This is a genomic window from Cryptosporangium sp. NPDC051539, from assembly GCF_044454545.1.
Taxonomy (GTDB): Bacteria; Actinomycetota; Actinomycetes; order Mycobacteriales; family Cryptosporangiaceae; genus Cryptosporangium.
In genome coordinates this window covers 157,587-176,284 of the sequence record NZ_JBITDV010000011.1, presented here as the reverse complement: position 1 = coordinate 176,284, position 18,698 = coordinate 157,587, and the positions used below count along the sequence as shown (strand labels likewise).

Genomic DNA, 18,698 nt, shown 5'->3' with positions numbered 1-18,698 from the left:
CGTGGGGACGATTCAGCCCTTAGCCGAGGGACTCCTTGGGGAGTTCGCCGGTCACGAGGTAGACGACGCCGTCGGCGATCGACACCGCGTGGTCGGCGAACCGTTCGTAGTAGCGGCCGAGCAGGGCGACGTCGATCGCCGCCTCGACGCCGTACGGCCACTCGTCGAGCAGCGTCCGGAACAGCGTGCGGCGCAGGCCGTCCATCGCGTCGTCGTCGATCGCCAGCCGGCCGGCGTCGGCGGCGTCGTTGGACTGCAGCACCGCCTCGGCCCCGCGAGCCATCCGCACCGCCATCTCGCCCATCTGGCGGAACAGCGGGAACAGCTGGTCGGGCACCGCGTAGCCCGGGTGCCTGCGCACCGCGATCTTGCCGACGTGATTGGCCAGCGACCCCATCCGGTCGATGTCGCCACCGACCTTGATCGCCATCACCATCGTCCGCAGATCGCTGGCCACCGGCTGCTGGAGCGCCAGCACCTCGTACGTCTGGTCCTCGACGGCCCGTCGCGCGCCGTCGAGCTGGATCGCGAGCGCGGCCACGCCGTCGGCGACCTCCCGGTCGGCGCCGAGGAGCGCCACGGTCGCCCGCTCCATCGCGGTCGCCGCAGTGTGGGTCATGTCGGCCAGCGCACCCCGGATTGCGTCCAGCTGACCGCGAAAGCCCTCGCGCACGTGCCACCCCTGTCGTCGTGCCGGAACATACCCGAGCCCGGCCCGCTGAACGCGGGTCGGGCTCGGTATACAAAAGGGACGGTTACTCCGCCGCCACACCCGTGACCAGGTACACCACGGCGTCACCGATCGCGACCGCGTGATCGGCGAAGCGCTCGTAGTAGCGGCCGAGCAGAGCGGCGTCGGCAGCGGCCTCCGCGCCGTGTTCCCAGTTGCCGGCGATCTGGCGGAACAGCTCCAGCCGGAGCCGGTCGACCGTGTCGTCGTCGTCGGACAGGCGCCCGGCGTCGGTGGTGTCGCGGGAGCGCAGCACGGCACCGGCGTCGATCGCCATCTGCTGGGCCACCTCGCCCATCTGACGGAAGACCGGCACCAGCGGCTCGGGGATCCGCGAGCCCCGTTGCGCGGTCTCGGCGATGTGCGCCGCCAGCGAGCCCATTCGCTCGACGTCGGCACCCAGCTTGACCACCGTCACCACGACCCGGAGGTCGGACGCCACCGGGGCCTGCAGAGCCAGCAGGTCGTAGGCGGTGTTCTCCAGTTCGTTCACGCGCTCGTGCAGAACCTTGTTCTGCTCCTGCGCTCGCTGGGCAGCGGAAAGGTCCGCTTCGAGCAGAGCGACCGTGGCCTGCTCGATCGCCCCGGCAGCGGTGTCCGCCAGGTCGGCCAGGGTGCTCTCGGCCGACGTCAGGGCACTGCGGAATTCGGTACGCACGGGATGTCTCCTGTGTTGAGGGGGCCCGGATCAGCCGAAGCGGCCGGTGATGTAGTCCTCGGTGCGCTTGTCGGTGGGGTTGGTGAAGATCTTCTGGGTGTCGTCCATCTCCACGAGCTTGCCGGGCTTGCCGACGGCGGAGAGGTTGAAGAAGCCGGTCCGCTCGCTGACCCGCGCGGCCTGCTGCATGTTGTGGGTCACGATGACGATCGTGTATTCGGTCTTCAGCTGCTGGATCAGGTCCTCGATGGCCAGCGTCGAGATCGGGTCCAGCGCCGAGCAGGGCTCGTCCATCAGCAGGACGTCGGGCTCGACGGCGATCGCGCGGGCGATGCACAGGCGCTGCTGCTGGCCACCGGAGAGCCCGGCGCCCGGCTTCTTCAGACGGTCCTTGACCTCGTTCCACAGGTTCGCGCCCTGCAGCGACCGCTCGACGGTGTCGTCGAGCGTGCTCTTCTTCTGGCGGCCCTGGAGCTTCAGACCGGCGATCACGTTGTCGTAGATCGACATCGTCGGGAACGGGTTCGGACGCTGGAACACCATGCCGATCGTCCGGCGGACGTTCACCGGGTCGACGGAGTTCCCGTAGATGTCCTCGCCCTCGAGCAGCACCTCTCCCTCGACGCGCGCACCCGGGATGACCTCGTGCATCCGGTTGAGCGTGCGGAGCACTGTGGACTTACCGCAGCCGGACGGGCCGATGAACGCGGTGACCGAGCGCGCCTCGATCGACATCGACACGCCCTCGACCGCGAGGAAGCTGCCGTAGTAGACGTTCAGGTCTTTGACTTCGAGTCCCTTGGACATGTTCGGCGCCTTTCGAAGAGGGGTGTGCGGGACTCAGCCGCGGGCCCGGGTGAACCGTCCGATGAACCGGGCGGCCAGGTTGAAGATCATGATGATCGCGATGAGCGTCACGGCCGCACCCCAGGCGCGGGCGGTGCCCGGCGCGTCCGGGTTGCCGGCGGCTGCGCCGAGCTGCGAGTAGATGAACGTCGGCAGCGTCGCCATCGGGTTCGCGGAGTCCCCGTTCGAGAACGGGTCGAAGTTGATCTTGGCCTGCGTGCCGACGAGCAGCAGCAAAGGCGCGGTCTCACCCATCGCACGGGCGATGGCCAGCATCACGCCGGTGACGATGCCGCTGAACGCGGTCGGCAGGACGATCCGCACGATCGTCTTCCACTTCGGAACCCCGAGCGCGTACGACGCTTCGCGCAGCTCCATCGGCACCAGCCGCAGGATCTCCTCGGTGGACCGGACGATGACCGGCAGCATCAGGATGACCAGCGAGAGCGCACCGGCGAAACCGGACTTCTGGAAGCCCAGCGTGAGCAGCCAGAACGTGAAGATGAACAGACCCGCGACGATCGACGGGATACCCGTCATGACGTCGACGAAGAAACTGACGATCCGCGCGAACCGCTTCCCGTCGCCGTACTCGACCAGGTACACCGCGGTCAGGACACCGATCGGGATCGCGAACACCGCGGCGATGCCGGTGACGATCAGCGTGCCGATGATCGCGTGGTAGGCGCCACCGCCGAAGCTGTCCGGGCTGATCGTGAACATCGAGTGGGTGAGGAACCCACCGTCGATGACGCCGAGCCCCTTGGCCAGCGTGTAATAGATGATCGAGACCAGCGGCGCCATGGCCAGGACGAACGTCGAGTAGACGAACGTCGAGAAGAGCCGGTCGGTGGCCTGACGGCGGCCTTCGACGGCGAAGCTGGATCCGGTCAGCAGGACGACGAAGAGCAGCGCGGCCAGCACCGCGAACCGGGCCTTGTTGAAGCTGTCACCGGTCAGTCCGAACAACAGTCCGCTCAGGACGATCGCGCCGCCGGCGATCGCCCATGGTGCCCAGGAGGGCAGCTTCTGCCCGCGTAGATTGCTGCCGAGGTCGGGGGAAGCCTGGAGAGTAGCCATGATCAGGCCTCCTTCTTGCGACGCACGATCAGCTGGGAGAGCGAGTTGACGACGAGCGTGATGACGAACAGGCAGAGACCGGACGCGATGAGCGCGCTCGTCCCGATGTCACCGGCCTCGTCGTACTTGTTCGCGATGTTCGACGCGAACGTGACGCCGCCGTTCTCCAGGATGTGGAAGTTGATGTTGTAGGCGCTGGCCAGGATGATCGTCACCGCCAGCGTCTCGCCGAGCGCGCGGCCCAGGCCGAGGATCGCGGCCGACGTCATACCCGGGCGGCCGAACGGCAGCACCGAGAGCCGGATCATTTCCCAGCGGGTCGCCCCCAGCGCCAGCGCACCCTCCACGTGGGCCGGCGGCACCTGGCGGAAGACCTCGCGGGTGATCGCCGCGATGATCGGCAGGATCATCACCGCGAGCACGATGCCGACCGTGAAGTCCGACCGGTTACCGGGGATGCCGGTCGGCCGGTAGTCGAACAGCGGGATCCAGCCCAGATACTCGTCGAGGAAGTCCGACAGCCCGGTCATGTTCGGCACCAGGAAGAACAGACCCCAGAGGCCGTAGACGACCGAGGGCACCGCGGCCAGCAGGTCGACCAGGTAGCCGAGCGTCTGCGAGAGCCGGCGCGGGGCGTAGAACGTGATGAACAGCGCGATGCCGATCGCGACCGGCACCGCGATGAGCATCGCGATGATGCCGGTCATCAGGGTGTGGAACGTCAGGGCCGCGATACCGAACGACGACGCGCCGCCCGGCTCGCTCGGGTCCGGGTTCCACTCCTTGGTCGTGAAGAAGTTCGAGTCGTTGCCGGTGAAGGCGTCGACGGACTTGTAGAGCAGGAACACCGCGATCGCGGCCATGATGGCCAGCAGGATCGCACCGGCGCCGGTCGAGACGAACTTGAAGACCGCGTCACCACCGCGGGTCGACTTCTGACCGCCCAGTCCGCTCGGCTTTCCGGGGGCCTGCTGCCGCGGCGGGTTGGTGAGGGTGGCTGGTTGCGTGGAGGGGTCAGCCATGACGAACTTCCTCTGGGACGAAGGGGCAAGAAGACCCGGCGACAGGCCCGAGCCGGGCGAGGACACGTCGGTCCTCACCCGGCCCAGGAACAGGCGGGAATCAGGCGATGGCGGCGGCCGCGGCCTGAGCCTTGGTGAGGACCTCGCTCGGGAGCTTCGAGTAACCGGCGTCCGCGGCGGCGGTCTGACCGGCGTCGCTCAGCAGGTAGCCCAGGAAGCCCTTGGTGAGCTTGGTCTGGTCGGCCGAGAGCCCCTTCTCGCAGGTGATCTCGTAGGTGACCAGCACGGCCGGGTAGGCACCGGCGTCCTTCAGCCCGTAGTTCAGCTTGAGCTTCAGGTTGTTGCCCTGGAAGTCCTGCGTGGCCGCGGCGATGGCCTTGCCGACGGTGTCGTCGGAGATCTCGACCGCACCGTTACCGGTGTCGATCCCGGCGGCCTTCAGGTTGTTCTTCTTGGCGTCCGGCGCGTCGACATAGGCGATCGAGCCGTCCTTGCCGGTCAGCGCGGAGACGACGCCGGCCGAGTCGGGCGCACCGGTACCGGTCTTGCCCTTCCAGCCCTTGCCGGTGCCGAGCTTCCAGGTCTCCGGCGTCTGCGCGTCGAGGAACTTGGTGAAGTTGTCGGTGGTGCCCGAGTCCTTCGACCGGAAGACGACCGAGATCGCGGTCGCCGGGAGCTTGGCGCCCGAGTTCGTCTTGGCGATCGCCGGGTCGTTCCAGGTGGTGATCTGGCCCTGGAAGATCTTGGAGATCGTCGCCGGGTCCAGCGCCAGCTTGTCGACGCCGTTCACGTTGAAGACGATCGCGACGGCGGTCGCGATGCCCGGGATGTTGATGGCCTTGCCGGTCTTGCAGCGCGCGTCAGCGGCGGTCTGCTCTTCGTCCTTCAGCGAGGAGTCCGAGCCGGCGAACGCGACCTTGCCCGCGGTGAAGTCCTTGATGCCCGAACCGGAGCCGGTCGGGCTGTAGTTGATCTGCGCGCCACATTCCTTCGCGTAGGCCGTGGTCCACGCGTTCATGGCGGTTCCCTGCGCGGATGAGCCGGACGCCGCGAGCTGGCCCTCGGCACAGTTCGGGTTGGCGCTCGAGCTCGAGCCGGACGAGCTCGCGGTGTCGTCAGTGTTGTCCGAACCACAAGCCGAGATGGCGAGCAGGCTGGCAAGCGCAATCCCGGCGATGGCGCCAGTGCGGTGCAGCTTCACGTTGCTAGTCCCTCCAGGGGGGTTACTGCCCAGTCCTCTGGGGCCGGCTACTGAGCCGGTCGACTCGGAACGCTAGGTAGCGAAGGTGACGGCCTTCCCGGGGCCAAATGAACGGCGGGTGAACTCCGCTGGTGCCAGAATTAACTGTCTCTGCACAGCTCAGTGGCCATTGGGTGAACGAGATCACGCCCAGCGATCACGATCGTGCATCGACCGGGAAGATGTCACTCCCAGTAGTTTCCGACATACCGCCACTATCGCTGGCGGGTCGCCGCGTTTCGCCGCAGTTTAGCCCCCGAAAAGCACGAGGACGGTAACCGCCCCCAGGAGCATCGCCGGCCCGTGCGGGAGTTGATCCGAGCGCCCGACTTTGCCCCGTGCGAGAAGCACCACAGCCGCGATGCCGTAGACGAAGAAGCCCGCCGCGATGCCCAGCATCGTCACGGTGCCACCCCACCAGCCCAGCGCCAGGCCGAGAGACGCCGCGAGCTTGACGTCGCCCATGCCCATGCCGGCCGGAACCGCGAACGCGAGGACGAAGTAGCAGGCGCAGGCCGCGAGCCCGCAGACCACGGCCCAGCCCAGACGGCGCCAGTCGCCGGCCGCCGCCAGGAGTACGAGCACGCCCGCGGCCGCGGCACCGGTCACCCGGTTCGGCAGGCGTTGGACGGCCAGGTCGACGAAGACCAGCACGACGCCGAGCAGCACCAGCCAGCCGACCGCCAGCAACGGCCAGATCGCGCCACCGCTCAGAGCCCACGTCACCAGCGCGAGAAACCCGGCCGCCAAGGCCTCCACCGCCCCCGGACGCGGCCCCGGCACGTCGTACCGACGGATCTCCCGGCGCAGCAGCGGCGAGGCGAGCAGCCCCAGGACCGCGGCCGCGAGGACGTTCAAAACGTGCTGAACGTCTTCGCGATGTTCACCGCGGCCGGGCCCATGATCACCATGAACAGGGCCGGGAAGATGCAGAAGACGATCGGCATCAGGATCTTGACCGGCACTTTCTGGGCCGCCTCTTCGGCCCGCTGCCGGCGCTGGAGCCGCATCTCGTGCGCCTGTTCGCGCAACACACCGGCGATCGGGATACCGCGGTCGGAGGCCTGCACGACCGCACGCACGAACGTATGGATCTCGGTCACCGTGGTGCGGGAGGCCAGCGCGCGCAGCGCCTCCGATCGCGACCGTCCGAGCTGTAGCTCCTGCAGCACCCGGACGATCTCCCGGACGAACGGCCCGCTGCCGTTCTGGGCCACCTGCGCCAGCGCCGCGTCGAAGCCGAGACCGGCCTCGACGCTGATCACCAGCGTGTCGAGGACGTCGGTCAGCGTCCGCTGCAGGTTCTGCTGGTGTTTCTGACCGGCGTTGTAGACGAGGAGGTTGGGCAGCAGGAATCCGCCCGCCCCGCCGAGGATCAGGCCGAGCGCGGCCCCGCTGCCCCCGCCGAACGCGGCTCCGAAGTAGAGGCCGACGAACAACCCGGCGATCAGCGCGCCGCCCTTCGCGGCGACGACCCGCTCCAGCGGCCACTCCGGCGGGTTACCGGCGAACGAGAGTTGCCGGTTCAACCGGGCCTCCGAGTTCGGCATCATCAGCGTCTTGCCGACGACGCCGCACTGGCGCCGCGCGACGATCCGGCTGCGCTCGAACAGCGACCGCTGCCCGACCGGCACCGCACCGCGGCGGACCATCTCGAACGCCTCGAGCGAGCGCAGCAGCTTCTCACCCGGCCGCAGCGTGACGGTCAGCGACCAGGCCATCAGCATCACGGCGCCGAGAACGGCCAGCAGCGACAAGACCAGGACGAAGGCCATGGCTACACCTCCACCTTGACCAGTTTCCGGAGCCAGAGCGCGCCCAGGATCATGAACAACACGGCGCCGACCAGCAGCCCGATGCCGATCGTGGTCGTGTAGAGCGGCTTCACGTACTCGCGGCGGACCGCGAACATGAACCCGCCGACGCCGATCGGCAGCGCGAGCAGCACGTACGCCGACATCCGTCCCTCGGCCGAGAGCGCACGGACGTGCCGCTCCAACCGGCCGCGTTCGCGCATCGTCTCGACGGTCGTCTCGACCACCTCGGCCAGCGAACCACCGACGTCGCTCTGGATCCGCAGTGCCATCACCAGCCAGAGCACGTCCCGGCTGTTGTTGCGCTCGGCGACCCGCTCCAACGCCTCTTCGAGGTCGCCACCGAGCCGGATCTCGGCCAGCGCGCGCCGGAACTCGGTCGCGACCGGGCCGTCGCCCTCGCTGGCCACCGAGTCGATCGCCTGGTGCAGCGAGAACCCGGAGCGCAGCGAGCCGACGACGATACGCAGCGAGTCCGGCAGCTGGTGGGCGAACGCCTTGGCCCGGCGTCCGGCGCGGAAGCGGAGCCAGCCGCCGGTGCCGAGCGGGCCCGCCACCAGCCCCACGACCAGGCCGGGAAGGAATCCGAACGCCAGCATCGAGACCACGGTCAGTCCGAGCGTGAGCGCGACCCGCAGCGCGACCCACTGGTCGGGCGTCATCGCGCTGCCCGCGCGTTCCAGCGAGAGCTCGATCTTCGCCCGCCGGGCCGGGTTGCGGAGCAGGCGGCCGGCCGCCGTCGCGGCCTTCGCGGAGAGCGTGACCACCGAGAACCGCGAGCGCCGCTTCCCGCCCCGCGGGTGCTCCAGGATCCGCTGCAGCCGGGCCATCGCCCGCCTGCCCTCGCTGTCGGCGAACGCCGGGGTCAGCACCCGGACCGCGAACCAGACCAGCAGCGCGCTGACCGCGGCCAGGCCGATCAGCAGCGTCCAGGCGGTTCCGGCCCGCACCGGGGTCGCGACCGGCGCGGACGCGACCGCGTTCGGATCGACCGCGAGCGCCACCCGCTCGGTGGTGGTGAGGTCGCCGACGGCGGCCCGCAGGTCCGTCGTCCGGCCCGAGAATTCGTAGGGGACGCTCGCGCGCACGAGCGCCGCGGCGGCCAGCGCGCCGGCCTGGGCGTCCAGTGCGTCGTGCAGCCCGTTCGCCGAGCCGACCGTCCGGACCCGGCCGCCGCTGGCGGCGGCGAGGCGGCTGATCGCCGCGGCCGGTGCGCCGACGGTCACCGCGTCGAGCGTCCGGCCGCCCGCCGCCATCCGGGCGCCGATCGTCTGTGCGGTCGCGGTCGCGGAGGCGTCCTCCGACGAGACGACGAGGATGCGGCGGCTGCGGTACTGGTCCGACCCGGCGCCGCTGACCAGCATCGCGTCCGCCTGGGCGACGGCGCCGGACAGATCACCGGACCGGGCGACGCCCACCTGCTCGAGTGCGGCCAGGAAGTCGTTGCGGTCGGTCGTCGGCGCGAGGACGTTGACCGGGTGCTCGGCCAGCGCCACCAGCCCGAGCGCGACGCCGTCCGGCGCGGCGACCGCGTACCGGGCCACCGCGGCGTTCGCGGCGTCGAACCCGGCCGCGCCCAGGTGCAGGACGAGGACCACCGCGCGGTTCGGGTCGGAGGCGGATTCGGGGATCTCGCTGACCGTCGTCGCCAGCGCCGTGCCGTCCGCGTCGACCGTGACGCCGGTTCCCAGATCGGGCGTCGTCGAGAACCCGTCCGGGTGCAGGAAGAACTCGACCTGGCTCGGCAGCGTCGTCACGCCGCTGAGCTGGATCGTCGCACCGGCGGAGTTCGGCTCGAGCGGGTCGGGGGACGGAGCGGCCACGGCGGGTGCGGCCGTGAGGCAGATCAGCGCGGCGGCCGCCGCGAGGGCACCCGCTCGTCTCACCGGGGGCGCCCGGCCGGCGCTGCTCCGAAGACGTCCGGCGGGAGCGCCACGCCGTGCGCGGACAGCTCGTCCATGAACCCGGGTCGGAGGCCGGTCGGCTGCAGCGTGCCGAGGAACCGGCCGTTGCCGTCGGTACCCGCCCGGTAGTCGAACAGGAAGAGGTCCTGCATCGTCACGATTTCGCCCTCCATCCCCGCGACCTCGGTGATGTGCGTGACCTTGCGGCTGCCGTCCCGCAAGCGGCTGACCTGGATGATCAGGTGCACGGCCGAGACGACCTGGTCGCGGATCGCGCGCATCGGCAGGTCCATGCCGGCCATCAGCACCATCGTCTCGAGGCGGGCGATCGCGTCCCGGGGCGTGTTCGCGTGCAGGGTCGTCAGCGAGCCGTCGTGCCCGGTGTTCATCGCCTGCAGCATGTCCAGCGCGGCGCCGTCCCGGACCTCACCGACGATGATCCGGTCCGGCCGCATCCGCAGCGCATTCTTGACCAGGTCGCGGGCCGAGATCGTGCCCCGTCCCTCCACGTTGGCCGGCCGCGACTCCAGCCGCACCACGTGGTCCTGGTTGAGCTGGAGCTCGGCGGCGTCCTCGACCGTGACGATGCGCTCGTCGTGCGGCACGAAGCTCGACAGCACGTTCAGCATCGTCGTCTTGCCGGAGCCGGTACCGCCGCTGACCACGATGTTCAGCCGCCCACGGACGCAGGCCGAGAGCAGGTCGGCGGTAGCACGGGTGAGCGTCCCGAACCCGATCAGCGACTCGATCGTCAGCCGGTCGACCGCGAACTTCCGGATCGTGAGGCTCGACCCGTCCAGCGCGATCGGCGGCACGATCGCGTTCACCCGGCTGCCGTCGGGCAGACGGGCGTCGACCATCGGGCTGGACTCGTCGACCCGGCGCCCCACCCGCGAGACGATCCGGTCGATCACCCGGCGCAGGTGTGGCTCGTCGTTGAACTCGGCGTCGGTCATCTCCAGGCGTCCGCGGCGCTCGACGTACACGCGGTGCGGTCCGTTGACCATCACCTCGCTGACGCTCGGGTCACGCAGCAGCGGTTCGATCGGGCCGTGGCCCAGCACCTCGTCGGTGACCTCCCGGATGATCCGGGCCCGGTCGAGGCCGGTGAGCGGCGTCTCCTCGCGGGCCAGCAGATCGCTGACCGTGTCCCGGACCCGCAGGTCCAGGTCTTCGGCCCCCTGCTCGTAGAGCTTCGGGCCGAGCATCTCGGCGAGCGTCCGCTGGACCCGGTGGCGCACCTCGGTGATCGGGTCGGCGAGCTGCCGGCCTGCCTCCCGGTAGCGCGAGGCCGCGTCCTGCCGGCCCCCGTCGGCCGAGGTGGATCGTCGGCTCTTGGCCGCCAGCCGGCGGCTCTCGATCGGCAGGACGGCCGGTTCGGACCCGGCCGAAGCAACCGGCTCTACCTCGGCGTCCTCCAGTTCCGGATCGGCCTGCTTCTGCTTGGCCAGCAGCCGGTCGGCGAGCCCCACGTCATCTCCTCCGGCCGAAGATGGGCACCCGGCGCTTCGCCTCGACCGGCGTGGTGGACTCGTCCACGTCCGCGCAGCGGTTCGCCAGGTGCCGGATCGCCTGGCTCACCGGGTTGTTCGGGTCGTCCAGCGCGATCGGGACACCCTTGTTGATCGACACCGGCACGTCCCGCGAGGACGGCATGTGCACCGCCATCGGGGTGCCGACCGCTTCCTCCACGTCCGCGATCGTCAGGCCCACCTGGGAGTTCGCCCGGTTGAGGAGGGCCAGCCGCCGTTCGCGCGGGTACTCCAGTACGTCGAACATGTCCAACGTCAGGCGGACGCTCTTCAGCGTCGGCAGGTCCGGGGTGACCACCGGGACGTACAGGTCCGAGACGTCCAGCGCCGACAGCACCTGGTCGGAGAAGAACGGCGGGGTGTCGATCACCACGAAGTCGAACAGCGACTTCGCCATGTTGATCAGCTCGGTCACCAGGTCACGGGTGACGTGCTCGCCCTCGGCCGGCCCGGCCGGCGCCAGCGCCACGTCGACGCCGGGGCAGTACCGGGTGAGCAGCGAGCGCAGGCCCGGCTCGTCCAGGCGCCCGGCCATGCCGATCGCGTCCGCGATGCTGCGCACCGGCGTCAGCTGCAGCATGATCGCGACGTCGCCGAACTGCAGGTCGAGGTCGATCAAGCAGACCCGGCGGCTTCCGCCTGCGGCCAGCGCGACCGCGAGGTTCGTGGCGACCGTGCTCTTCCCGCAGCCGCCCTTGCCGGAGAAGATCGTGACGACCTTCCCCTCCGAGCTCGATTCCCGGTTGCTCTGCGCCGCGCTGCGCAGGGCCCGCGACACCTCGAGCGCCCGGGTGCACGCCGCCTTGATCGCGGCCGGGTCGTCCAGGTCGGCGACCTCACGGATGCCGGCCCGCATGGCGTCCGCCAGCATCTGCGGGGTCACCTGACGACGGAGCAGCACCACCCCCATGGCGGGGCTCTTGACCCGCTGGTAGGCGGCGAACTCGACGGCCGCACCGAACTCGACCCCGGCCCCGAGCACCACGAGGAGCGTTCCCGGGTGCCGCTCCAGGTGGGCGGTGAGCTTCTTCCAGGAGTTGACCAGCGTGAAACCGGCGGCAGCGATGTTCGCCGGTGTGTCGATGATGTTCTCCGCGGACGGTTCGAGGTAGATCACACCGGGCTCCTGTCGCCTACCGGAAGAGGGTGTCGGTGTCGACGCCGCTACCCGGCTCGACCGTCACCGCGTCGTTGAGGAGCCCGAGCGAGAGCGTTCCCGTCTGCGAGGCCTGCACCAGCCGTTCCGCGTCCGCCTGGGTGGTCGCCAGCGTGACCGCGATCGTCGCGGCGGCGGCGGTCTTGACGGTGCCCGCCTCGCCGATCGCCAGCACCTGCGCCCGGGGAAGCAGGACCCGGGTCGCGGTGGCCTTCTCGGCGTTGGTGACGCTGGAGCCGTCCGCGCTGTCCGCCGTCGGCTGGTAGGTGTAGAACACCGCGACCTCGGAACCGGGCCGGACGTAGCCGGCCACCCGGGACGCGGCCGTCATGTCGACGCTCACCGCCAGCTTCCCGGCCGGGATCGTCAGGCCGCCGGTGCTGGTCTGCTTGCGGCCGAGCGCGCCCCGCAGCAGTAGCTGGCTGGGCTGGACGTCCGCGGTCAGGGCCAGGTTGTCCAGACCGGCGGGGATCGTCCCGAGCGCGTCCGACGGCACCGACTCGGCCGGCATCAGGACGGTCTTCAGCTTGCCGCCGTTGCGCAGTTCGGCGCCGGTGGTGCCGGCCGGGAGCAACGCACCGGCCACGAGTACCTCGACCGGCTTCTTCCCCGCTACCGCGCGGTCGTCGGCTCCGCCGACGTAGGCGAGTATGCCCACGCAACCCAGCAGAGCCAGCACGAACGCAAGCGCCAGTGCCAGTAGACGACGTCTCATCCGGGATTAGCCATTCTCGCTGTATCGACCGTTTGGCTCCCCATCGGCTACCCGACCCGCGTCATGAGTGAGACGCCGTAGTCGGTGGTACCCAAGCTGCCCACGTAGACCGCCGGGGCCGGAACGATCGCCTGCGTGAAGTAACCGTCGAGGCAGTAGTCGACCAGGATCGTGCACTGGGGGCCGCCGGAGAGGTTCAACAGCGACCCGACCGCCTTCAGAGTGCCGTTGAGCAGGCCGATCTGGAACCCACGGACGACGAACGCCGCGAACCCCGCGATCCGGACCGTGTAGGCGCTGAGATTGACGACCGGGTTCCATTGGTAGTCGTAGATCGGGACGAGAACCGGCCGGCCGGTGTCCACCGCGTTCTGCAGCGGCGTCAGGCAGTTCACCGGCGCGAGCAACCCCAGGTCGGAGGCGGGCAGGACGTCACCCACAGTGACGGTTTGCACGCAGTTGGGGTCGTTGTACGCGCCGGCCAGGAAGCCGAAACCGTTTCCGCCGGTCCAGACCGTCGGCGAGACCGGCGTCGTCGGCGGGTTGGCGTTGCAGGCCGGGTTGGTCGTGGTCTTGGCCAGCGTGTCGTGGATGAAGATCAGGTCGCCGCCGGCCGCGGGCGGGTTCGCGCCGAGCAGGCCGCCGACGCTCGTCCCCAGGCCTCCGAGCAGGCCGGTGAGCAGTCCACCAACGCCGCTGACCAGGTAATACAGCAATCCGTTGTTCGTCATTTTCCAGAATTCGCAGCGGCCGATGCCGATCGCGAGCACGGTCGCGGTGTTCGGAATCCCCCACGACACCCGGGAGCAGGCGCCGAGCTTCTGCCCGGTGTTCGAGGCGTCCAGCAGGCCCGCGAACGTCGGCGGGAGTTTTGTCGACCCGTCGGTCTGTTTGGTCGACGTGCGGACCTCGACGTACTTCGCGGTCGCCGGAGCCGTGCCCAGGCAGTCGGACATCAGCGTGGTCTGGGCCGGGCACGCGGCCAGGCCGGTGCCGCGGCCGCAGATCAGGCTGACGTCGGACACGCCGTCCTTCGCGTTCGCGCCGGCCAGCGACGACGCGAGCAGCGACTGGCTGCCGCAGGTGGCCGCCGTGGACGCGGTCGCACAGACGCGGGCGAGCGCCCAGGACGCGGCATCGGCGCCGGACTGGAGCTGCTCGCGCTCGTTGTAGAGCTTGCCGACGTCGACCGTGAGCGTCCCCATGCCGAACAGCACGCCGCCGGCCAGAACCGCGGCCGCGATGATCGCCACCGCGCCCCGCTCGCCGGTCGGCCGGCGTCCGGCGAGCCGGTCCCACCAGGGCCGGGTCTTCGCCGGGGTCAGCCCAGGCACGCCATCACCCCGGTGGCGGTCAGGGTCTTCGTGGTGGTGGCGCTGCCGAGCAGGACCATCACCGGGGTGATGTACGTGAACGTCTGATTGAGCGTGACCGTCGCTGTCGACGAGGCGACCGCGCCGGTGGACGGGCAGGCGGTCGACGCCGTGACCGTGGTGCCCGTGGTGCCGGTCACTTTCTGGGCCCGGAGCGTGGCGTCCTGGTTGAACGCGAGCGCACGGGCGGCCTCCCGAGCCGCGTCGCTCAGCGTCGCCTGGGCACTGATCATCCGGCCGAAGTCGATGACGCCGAAGATCATCACCAGCATGATCGGCAGCACGATCGCCAGCTCGATCGCGGCCGCACCCCGATCGCGCCCCCACGACGACGAACGCCTGCCACCCCGGCGGGAGGCCGGGACGGCAGGCGTTGGTTCGAGGCGTTCTCTCATCGGCTGGCCCGTCAGGGCAGGAGGTCCGTGATCTTCTGGAAGGCGGTGTTGATCTTTCCACCGAGCGTGAGCACGGTCGCGACGATCACCGCCGCGATGAGCGCGGCGAGCAAGCCGTACTCGACGGCGGTCGCTCCCCGGTCGGAGCGGGCCTTCAGCGCGGCGGCGCGCTCGACGACCGCGGTGTAGGCGTACAGGAACATCGATCCTCGCTTAGAACGACCGGCCCGTCCGTGGACCGGTCAGCGGTGTCGCGGCCAGGCTTCGGTGTGCCCCCGGGCGGGGGCACACCGAATGACCTTTGATCAGGGAAGGTTCGAGCTGACCTTGTTGAACGCCGTGTTGATCTTGCCGCCGAGCGCGAGAACGGTGGCGACGATGACGGCGGCGATGAGCGCGGCGAGCAGGCCGTACTCGACTGCGGTGGCGCCACGCTCGGAGCGGGCCTTCAGCGCGTCCACACGGACGGCGGCGCGGGACACAACGGCGGTGTAGGCGTGCAGGAACATCGATCCTCGCTTCATGTCGGTCGGTCCATCCGTGGGCCGGCCAGCAGGACTGCTACCGGACAACCCCGTTATCGGCATCCGTGCCGACGCGGGTGAGGGAAATTCGGGTGTGTGTCGCGGCTCGCGGTCGCCGGATCAGGTGAGGTTGGCGTTGATCTTGCTGAACGCGGTGTTGATCTTGCCGCCGAGCGCCAGGACGGTCGTCACGATGACGGCGGCGATGAGCGCGGCGAGCAGGCCGTACTCGACTGCGGTGGCGCCACGCTCGGAGCGGGCCTTCAGCGCGTCCACACGGACGGCGGCGCGGGACACAACGGCGGTGTAGGCGTGCAGGAACATCTCGGACCCCCTGTTTCACCGGGGCTCCTTGCCCCTGTGCCCTTCTCATCGACGGCCGTACGAGGGGTTCGAGTGCCGTACCGGTGTACTCCGAGTGCAGGCCGGTTGCTGGATTCAGCGCACGACGGCGGCGGAACCGCCGCCTCGGCGTACGGGTTCCGCGGCGGCGAGGAGGCGGCCGTCGTGGAGGAACTCGATGCCGGTGGCGGCACCGATCTCCTTCACCGGAGTAAAGGTCCAGCCGAGCGCCGTGAGCGCACGGGTGTCGAACGAAGGTTCGGCCTCGACGGCCTTTCCGTTCCGGGCCGACGCCCGGGGGGCCGCGATCGCCTGGGGCAGGCTCAGACCGCGGTCGAGCCGCCCGAGCAGGATCTGGAGCACGGTCGTGATGATCGTGGCCCCGCCCGGCGACCCGAGCGCGAGCAGCGGCCGGCCGTGGCTCAGCACGATCGTCGGCGCCATCGAGCTGCGCGGGCGCTTGCCCGGCCCGGGCAGGTTCGGGTCCGGGACGCCCGGCGTCACCGGGGTGAAGTTGAAGTCGGTGAGCTCGTTGTTCAGCAGGAACCCCCGGCCCGGGACGGTGATCCCGGATCCGCCGGTCTGCTCGATCGTCAGCGTGTAGGCCACCACGTTCCCCCACCGGTCGGCGACCGTGAGGTGGGTGGTGGAGTTTCCCTCGTAGGGGGTCGGGGCCGGGCTACCGGCCGGCCGGGCGCAGTGGCCGCCGACGGTGCGCGGGTCGCCGGGCGGCTGCGGGGTGGTGAGCGCCCGGCCCGGGTCGATCAGGCACGACCGGGTGGCCGCGAACCTGTCCGACAACAGACCACTGACCGGTACGTCCTGGACGTCGGGATCTGCGACCCAGCGGTTGCGGTCGGCGAACGCGAGCGTCGACGACGCCAGGTACCGGTGCAGGTACCCGGTCGGGCCGAGGCCATTCAGACCGGCATGTTCGACGATGTTGAGCGCCTCACCGACCGTGGTACCGCCGGAGGAGGGCGGCGCCATGCTGTACACGTCGAGGCCCTCGTACCCGGTGCGGGTCGGCGCGCGGAACGGAGCGGTGTAGGCGGCCAGGTCGGCGGTGGTGAGCTGCCCTTTCCGTACGGCCTTGGTAGCAGGCGGGTGCTGCGCGGTGCGGACGATGTCGGCGCCGATCGGGCCGTGGTAGACGGCCTCGACGCCGGTTTTCGCCAACGTCTCGTAGGTGCGGGCCAGGTCCGGGTTGCGCAGCGTGGTGCCGACGGCGGGCAGTCGGCCACCGGGCAGGAACAGCGCTTTCGTGGCCGGGAACAGGGCGAACCGAGCCGCGTTGTCGGCCGTCTGGTCGTGGAACGTCCGGTCCACGACGAAGCCTTTCCGGGCCAGGTCGGTGGCCGGTGCCAATGATTGGGCGAGGTTCCGCGTGCCCCACGAGTCGAGTGCCCGGGCCCAGGTGAGCGGGGTACCGGGGACGCCGACGCTCAGACCGCTGGTGACCACGTCGTCGAACGGGATCGGCCGGCCGTTCTCGGTGAAGACGGCCGGGGTGAAGGTCTTCGGCGCGGTCTCCCGGCCGTCGATCGTGTAGACGCGCTTGCGCTCGGCGTCGTAGTAGACGAAGAAGCCGCCTCCGCCGACGCCGGACGAGTACGGCTCGGTGACGCCGAGGGCGGCGGCCGTCGCTACGGCGGCGTCCACGGCGTTGCCGCCCTTGCGGAGGACCTCGATGCCGATCGCGGTCGCGTCCGGGTCGACGGTCGAGACCGCGCCGCCGTAGCCGATCGCCGTGGCCGCGGGGCTGTTCGGCGGGGTGGCGGGGGCGTTTTCCGGGGCAGCGGGGCCGTCCGGAGGGGCGGCAGGAGCGTTCTCCGGGGCGGGGAGGCCGTCCCGCGGGGCGGCCGGGGCGTTCTCAGGGGCAGCGGGGCCGTCCGGAGGGGCGGCAGGAGCGTTCTCCGGGGCGGGGGCGTTCGTCTGGATGGCGGGGCCGGGGGGCGGGGCCGCGGTCGCCGGGGTGGCGACCAGGGCAAGAGCGGTGACCAGACCGCTGGACAGGACTCCGAGGAACCGATGCTTGTTCGCCACAGGGGCCTCCCCAGCGGTTGTCCGTTGGGGAGACGCTGTGCCCGCTGATCGGGGGGTTAATCGTCAGTGACCCCGGAGATGCAGGGCGTGATCGAGGTCGGGAGACCAATTGAGCCCGATCACCTGCGGATCGTGGGGCAGCGCGTGCTTGCCCAGACGGCGCAGCGGCGAGCGGGACGGACCCCGGCGGACGGCCTGGCGGGCGACGATGCCGGCGACCAGGAGCAGCGCGCCGATCACTCCGGCGGCGAGGTTGCCGGGTGAGGTCGAGGCCAGCGTCGTCCGCGGGAGGGCGGTCGTCGCGGAGACCTGGCGGGTCGCGTCGCTGTCGAGTGTGCCGGCGGTGCCGCCGTAGGTGTATTGGCTCGTGGCGACGCCGCTGTTGGTGATGACGTGCACGACGCTCGTGCCCGAGGTGCACTTCGGGGCGGTGAACGTCAGCGACGTGCCGGTGCTGTTGACCTGGACCGCGCCGGCCGCGACCCGGGCGCCGCAGATCACGATCGTGGTGTCTGCGCCACCGAGGTTGCTGCCGGCGATCGTGACCGCGGTGCCGCCCGCGGACGGCCCCCGGCCCGGGGTCAAGCTCGCGATCGCCGGGTCGGCGTTCGCGGTCGCGCGCGGAGCCAGCGCGGTGGCGGCGGTCAGCTGGGGCGGGCGGAGGCCGGTGGCGGGGGCTCGATCGAACGTCATCATCGGTGCGGCGAGCGCGGTCACGCCGGCGGGAAGCTTCGACACCGGCGCGCCGGCCGGAGCGATGAGCAGCGGGTTCGCCACTGCGGCCGTTTCGACGACGGGAGCGCTGGCCTTCTCCGCGGCCCGGATCGCGGCCGCCTTGGCGGCCGCGGTCGTCGGGCGTTGCGGCGAGGTGGATCGGTCCGTCGTGACGGGAGCCGAGTCGGTGGTGCCGGGAATGGCCGCGGGCGCGGCCTGACCGGACGAGGCTTGGCCGGGCGCGGCTTGGCCGGACGAGGCTTGACCGGGCGCGGCTTGACCGGACGAGGCTTGACCGGACGAGGCTTGACCGGACGCGGCTTGACCGGACGAGGCTTGACCGGACGAGGCTTGACCGGACGAGGCTTGACCGGACGAGGCTTGACCGGACGCGGCTTGACCGGACGAGGCTTGACCGGACGGGACCTGGCCGGACGGGACCTGGCCGGACGGGACCTGGCCGGACGCGGCCCACTCTGGGCTGGACTGGACGGGGCCGGACTGGGCCGGGCCGGACTGGGCCGGGCCGGACTGGGCCGGGCCGGACTGGGCCGGGCCGGACTGGGCCGGGCCGGACTGGGCCGGGCCGGACTGGGCCGGGCCGTAC

Annotated in this window: 19 protein-coding genes and 1 pseudogene; 1 reads left to right on the top strand and 19 read right to left on the bottom strand. The window is 70.6% G+C overall.

Going from position 1 to position 18,698, the window contains the following annotated elements; all coding sequences use genetic code 11:
• Positions 1-19 precede the first annotated feature (19 nt).
• The 19 genes from phoU (ACIBZJ_RS31145) to ACIBZJ_RS31055 all read right to left on the bottom strand — a co-directional run bounded on the left by phoU (ACIBZJ_RS31145) (position 20) and on the right by ACIBZJ_RS31055 (position 18,070).
• Positions 20-673 carry a phosphate signaling complex protein PhoU gene (gene phoU / locus ACIBZJ_RS31145; RefSeq protein WP_395935897.1) on the bottom strand — a complete coding sequence of 218 codons (654 nt, stop codon included), beginning with the start codon at positions 671-673 and terminating at the stop codon, positions 20-22.
• Positions 674-755: 82 nt separating this feature from the next.
• The gene (gene phoU / locus ACIBZJ_RS31140; protein WP_395935895.1) at positions 756-1,388 is read right to left on the bottom strand and encodes a phosphate signaling complex protein PhoU; all 633 of its coding nucleotides are present in this window, start codon (positions 1,386-1,388) and stop codon (positions 756-758) included.
• A gap of 30 nt (positions 1,389-1,418) precedes the next feature.
• Positions 1,419-2,195, bottom strand: a complete 777-nt coding sequence (gene pstB / locus ACIBZJ_RS31135) for a phosphate ABC transporter ATP-binding protein PstB (RefSeq protein WP_395935893.1) — start codon at positions 2,193-2,195, stop codon at positions 1,419-1,421.
• 33 nt (positions 2,196-2,228) lie between these two features.
• Positions 2,229-3,314, bottom strand: coding sequence for a phosphate ABC transporter permease PstA (pstA, locus tag ACIBZJ_RS31130; protein WP_395935891.1), 1,086 nt, complete (start codon positions 3,312-3,314; stop codon positions 2,229-2,231).
• A 2-nt stretch (positions 3,315-3,316) separates the two neighbouring features.
• The gene (pstC, locus tag ACIBZJ_RS31125) at positions 3,317-4,336 is read right to left on the bottom strand and encodes a phosphate ABC transporter permease subunit PstC (RefSeq protein ID WP_395935889.1); all 1,020 of its coding nucleotides are present in this window, start codon (positions 4,334-4,336) and stop codon (positions 3,317-3,319) included.
• Between the two features lie 100 nt (positions 4,337-4,436).
• Positions 4,437-5,537: a phosphate ABC transporter substrate-binding protein PstS gene (gene pstS / locus ACIBZJ_RS31120; protein ID WP_395935887.1), complete on the bottom strand. Its 1,101-nt coding sequence runs from the start codon at positions 5,535-5,537 to the stop codon at positions 4,437-4,439.
• Between the two features lie 288 nt (positions 5,538-5,825).
• Entirely contained in the window at positions 5,826-6,434 is a 609-nt protein-coding gene (locus ACIBZJ_RS31115; protein WP_395935885.1) for a prepilin peptidase, read from the bottom strand.
• A complete protein-coding gene (locus ACIBZJ_RS31110; RefSeq protein ID WP_395935883.1) occupies positions 6,431-7,351 on the bottom strand; it encodes a type II secretion system F family protein in 921 nt (306 codons plus the stop codon). Before ACIBZJ_RS31110 ends, ACIBZJ_RS31115 begins: the two co-directional genes overlap by 4 nt.
• Positions 7,352-7,353: 2 nt before the next feature.
• Entirely contained in the window at positions 7,354-9,276 is a 1,923-nt protein-coding gene (locus ACIBZJ_RS31105) for a type II secretion system F family protein (RefSeq protein ID WP_395935881.1), read from the bottom strand.
• A complete protein-coding gene (locus tag ACIBZJ_RS31100) occupies positions 9,273-10,766 on the bottom strand; it encodes a CpaF family protein (RefSeq protein WP_395935879.1) in 1,494 nt (497 codons plus the stop codon). The genes ACIBZJ_RS31105 and ACIBZJ_RS31100 overlap by 4 nt, the downstream gene beginning before the upstream one ends.
• A gap of 1 nt (position 10,767) precedes the next feature.
• Positions 10,768-11,943: a CpaE family protein gene (locus ACIBZJ_RS31095; protein ID WP_395935877.1), complete on the bottom strand. Its 1,176-nt coding sequence runs from the start codon at positions 11,941-11,943 to the stop codon at positions 10,768-10,770.
• A gap of 16 nt (positions 11,944-11,959) precedes the next feature.
• Positions 11,960-12,697 carry a Flp pilus assembly protein CpaB gene (cpaB, locus tag ACIBZJ_RS31090; protein ID WP_395935875.1) on the bottom strand — a complete coding sequence of 246 codons (738 nt, stop codon included), beginning with the start codon at positions 12,695-12,697 and terminating at the stop codon, positions 11,960-11,962.
• A gap of 47 nt (positions 12,698-12,744) precedes the next feature.
• Positions 12,745-14,031 (bottom strand): pilus assembly protein TadG-related protein, encoded by a 1,287-nt coding sequence (locus tag ACIBZJ_RS31085; RefSeq protein WP_395935873.1) that lies wholly within the window; start codon positions 14,029-14,031, stop codon positions 12,745-12,747.
• Entirely contained in the window at positions 14,019-14,465 is a 447-nt protein-coding gene (locus tag ACIBZJ_RS31080) for a TadE family protein (protein WP_395935871.1), read from the bottom strand. Before ACIBZJ_RS31080 ends, ACIBZJ_RS31085 begins: the two co-directional genes overlap by 13 nt.
• An 11-nt stretch (positions 14,466-14,476) precedes the next feature.
• Positions 14,477-14,668, bottom strand: coding sequence for a Flp family type IVb pilin (locus ACIBZJ_RS31075; RefSeq protein ID WP_395935869.1), 192 nt, complete (start codon positions 14,666-14,668; stop codon positions 14,477-14,479).
• Positions 14,669-14,770: 102 nt separating this feature from the next.
• Entirely contained in the window at positions 14,771-14,974 is a 204-nt protein-coding gene (locus ACIBZJ_RS31070) for a Flp family type IVb pilin (RefSeq protein WP_395936278.1), read from the bottom strand.
• Positions 14,975-15,109: 135 nt separating this feature from the next.
• Positions 15,110-15,313 carry a Flp family type IVb pilin gene (locus ACIBZJ_RS31065; protein WP_395935867.1) on the bottom strand — a complete coding sequence of 68 codons (204 nt, stop codon included), beginning with the start codon at positions 15,311-15,313 and terminating at the stop codon, positions 15,110-15,112.
• A 114-nt stretch (positions 15,314-15,427) separates the two neighbouring features.
• Positions 15,428-17,377 (bottom strand): gamma-glutamyltransferase, encoded by a 1,950-nt coding sequence (gene ggt / locus ACIBZJ_RS31060; protein WP_395935865.1) that lies wholly within the window; start codon positions 17,375-17,377, stop codon positions 15,428-15,430.
• Positions 17,378-17,440: 63 nt separating this feature from the next.
• The gene (locus ACIBZJ_RS31055; protein WP_395936276.1) at positions 17,441-18,070 is read right to left on the bottom strand and encodes an IPT/TIG domain-containing protein; all 630 of its coding nucleotides are present in this window, start codon (positions 18,068-18,070) and stop codon (positions 17,441-17,443) included.
• Between the two features lie 299 nt (positions 18,071-18,369).
• Between ACIBZJ_RS31055 and ACIBZJ_RS31050 the strand changes: the two are divergent.
• Positions 18,370-18,698: pseudogene (locus tag ACIBZJ_RS31050) on the top strand (pentapeptide repeat-containing protein); the annotation flags it as partial.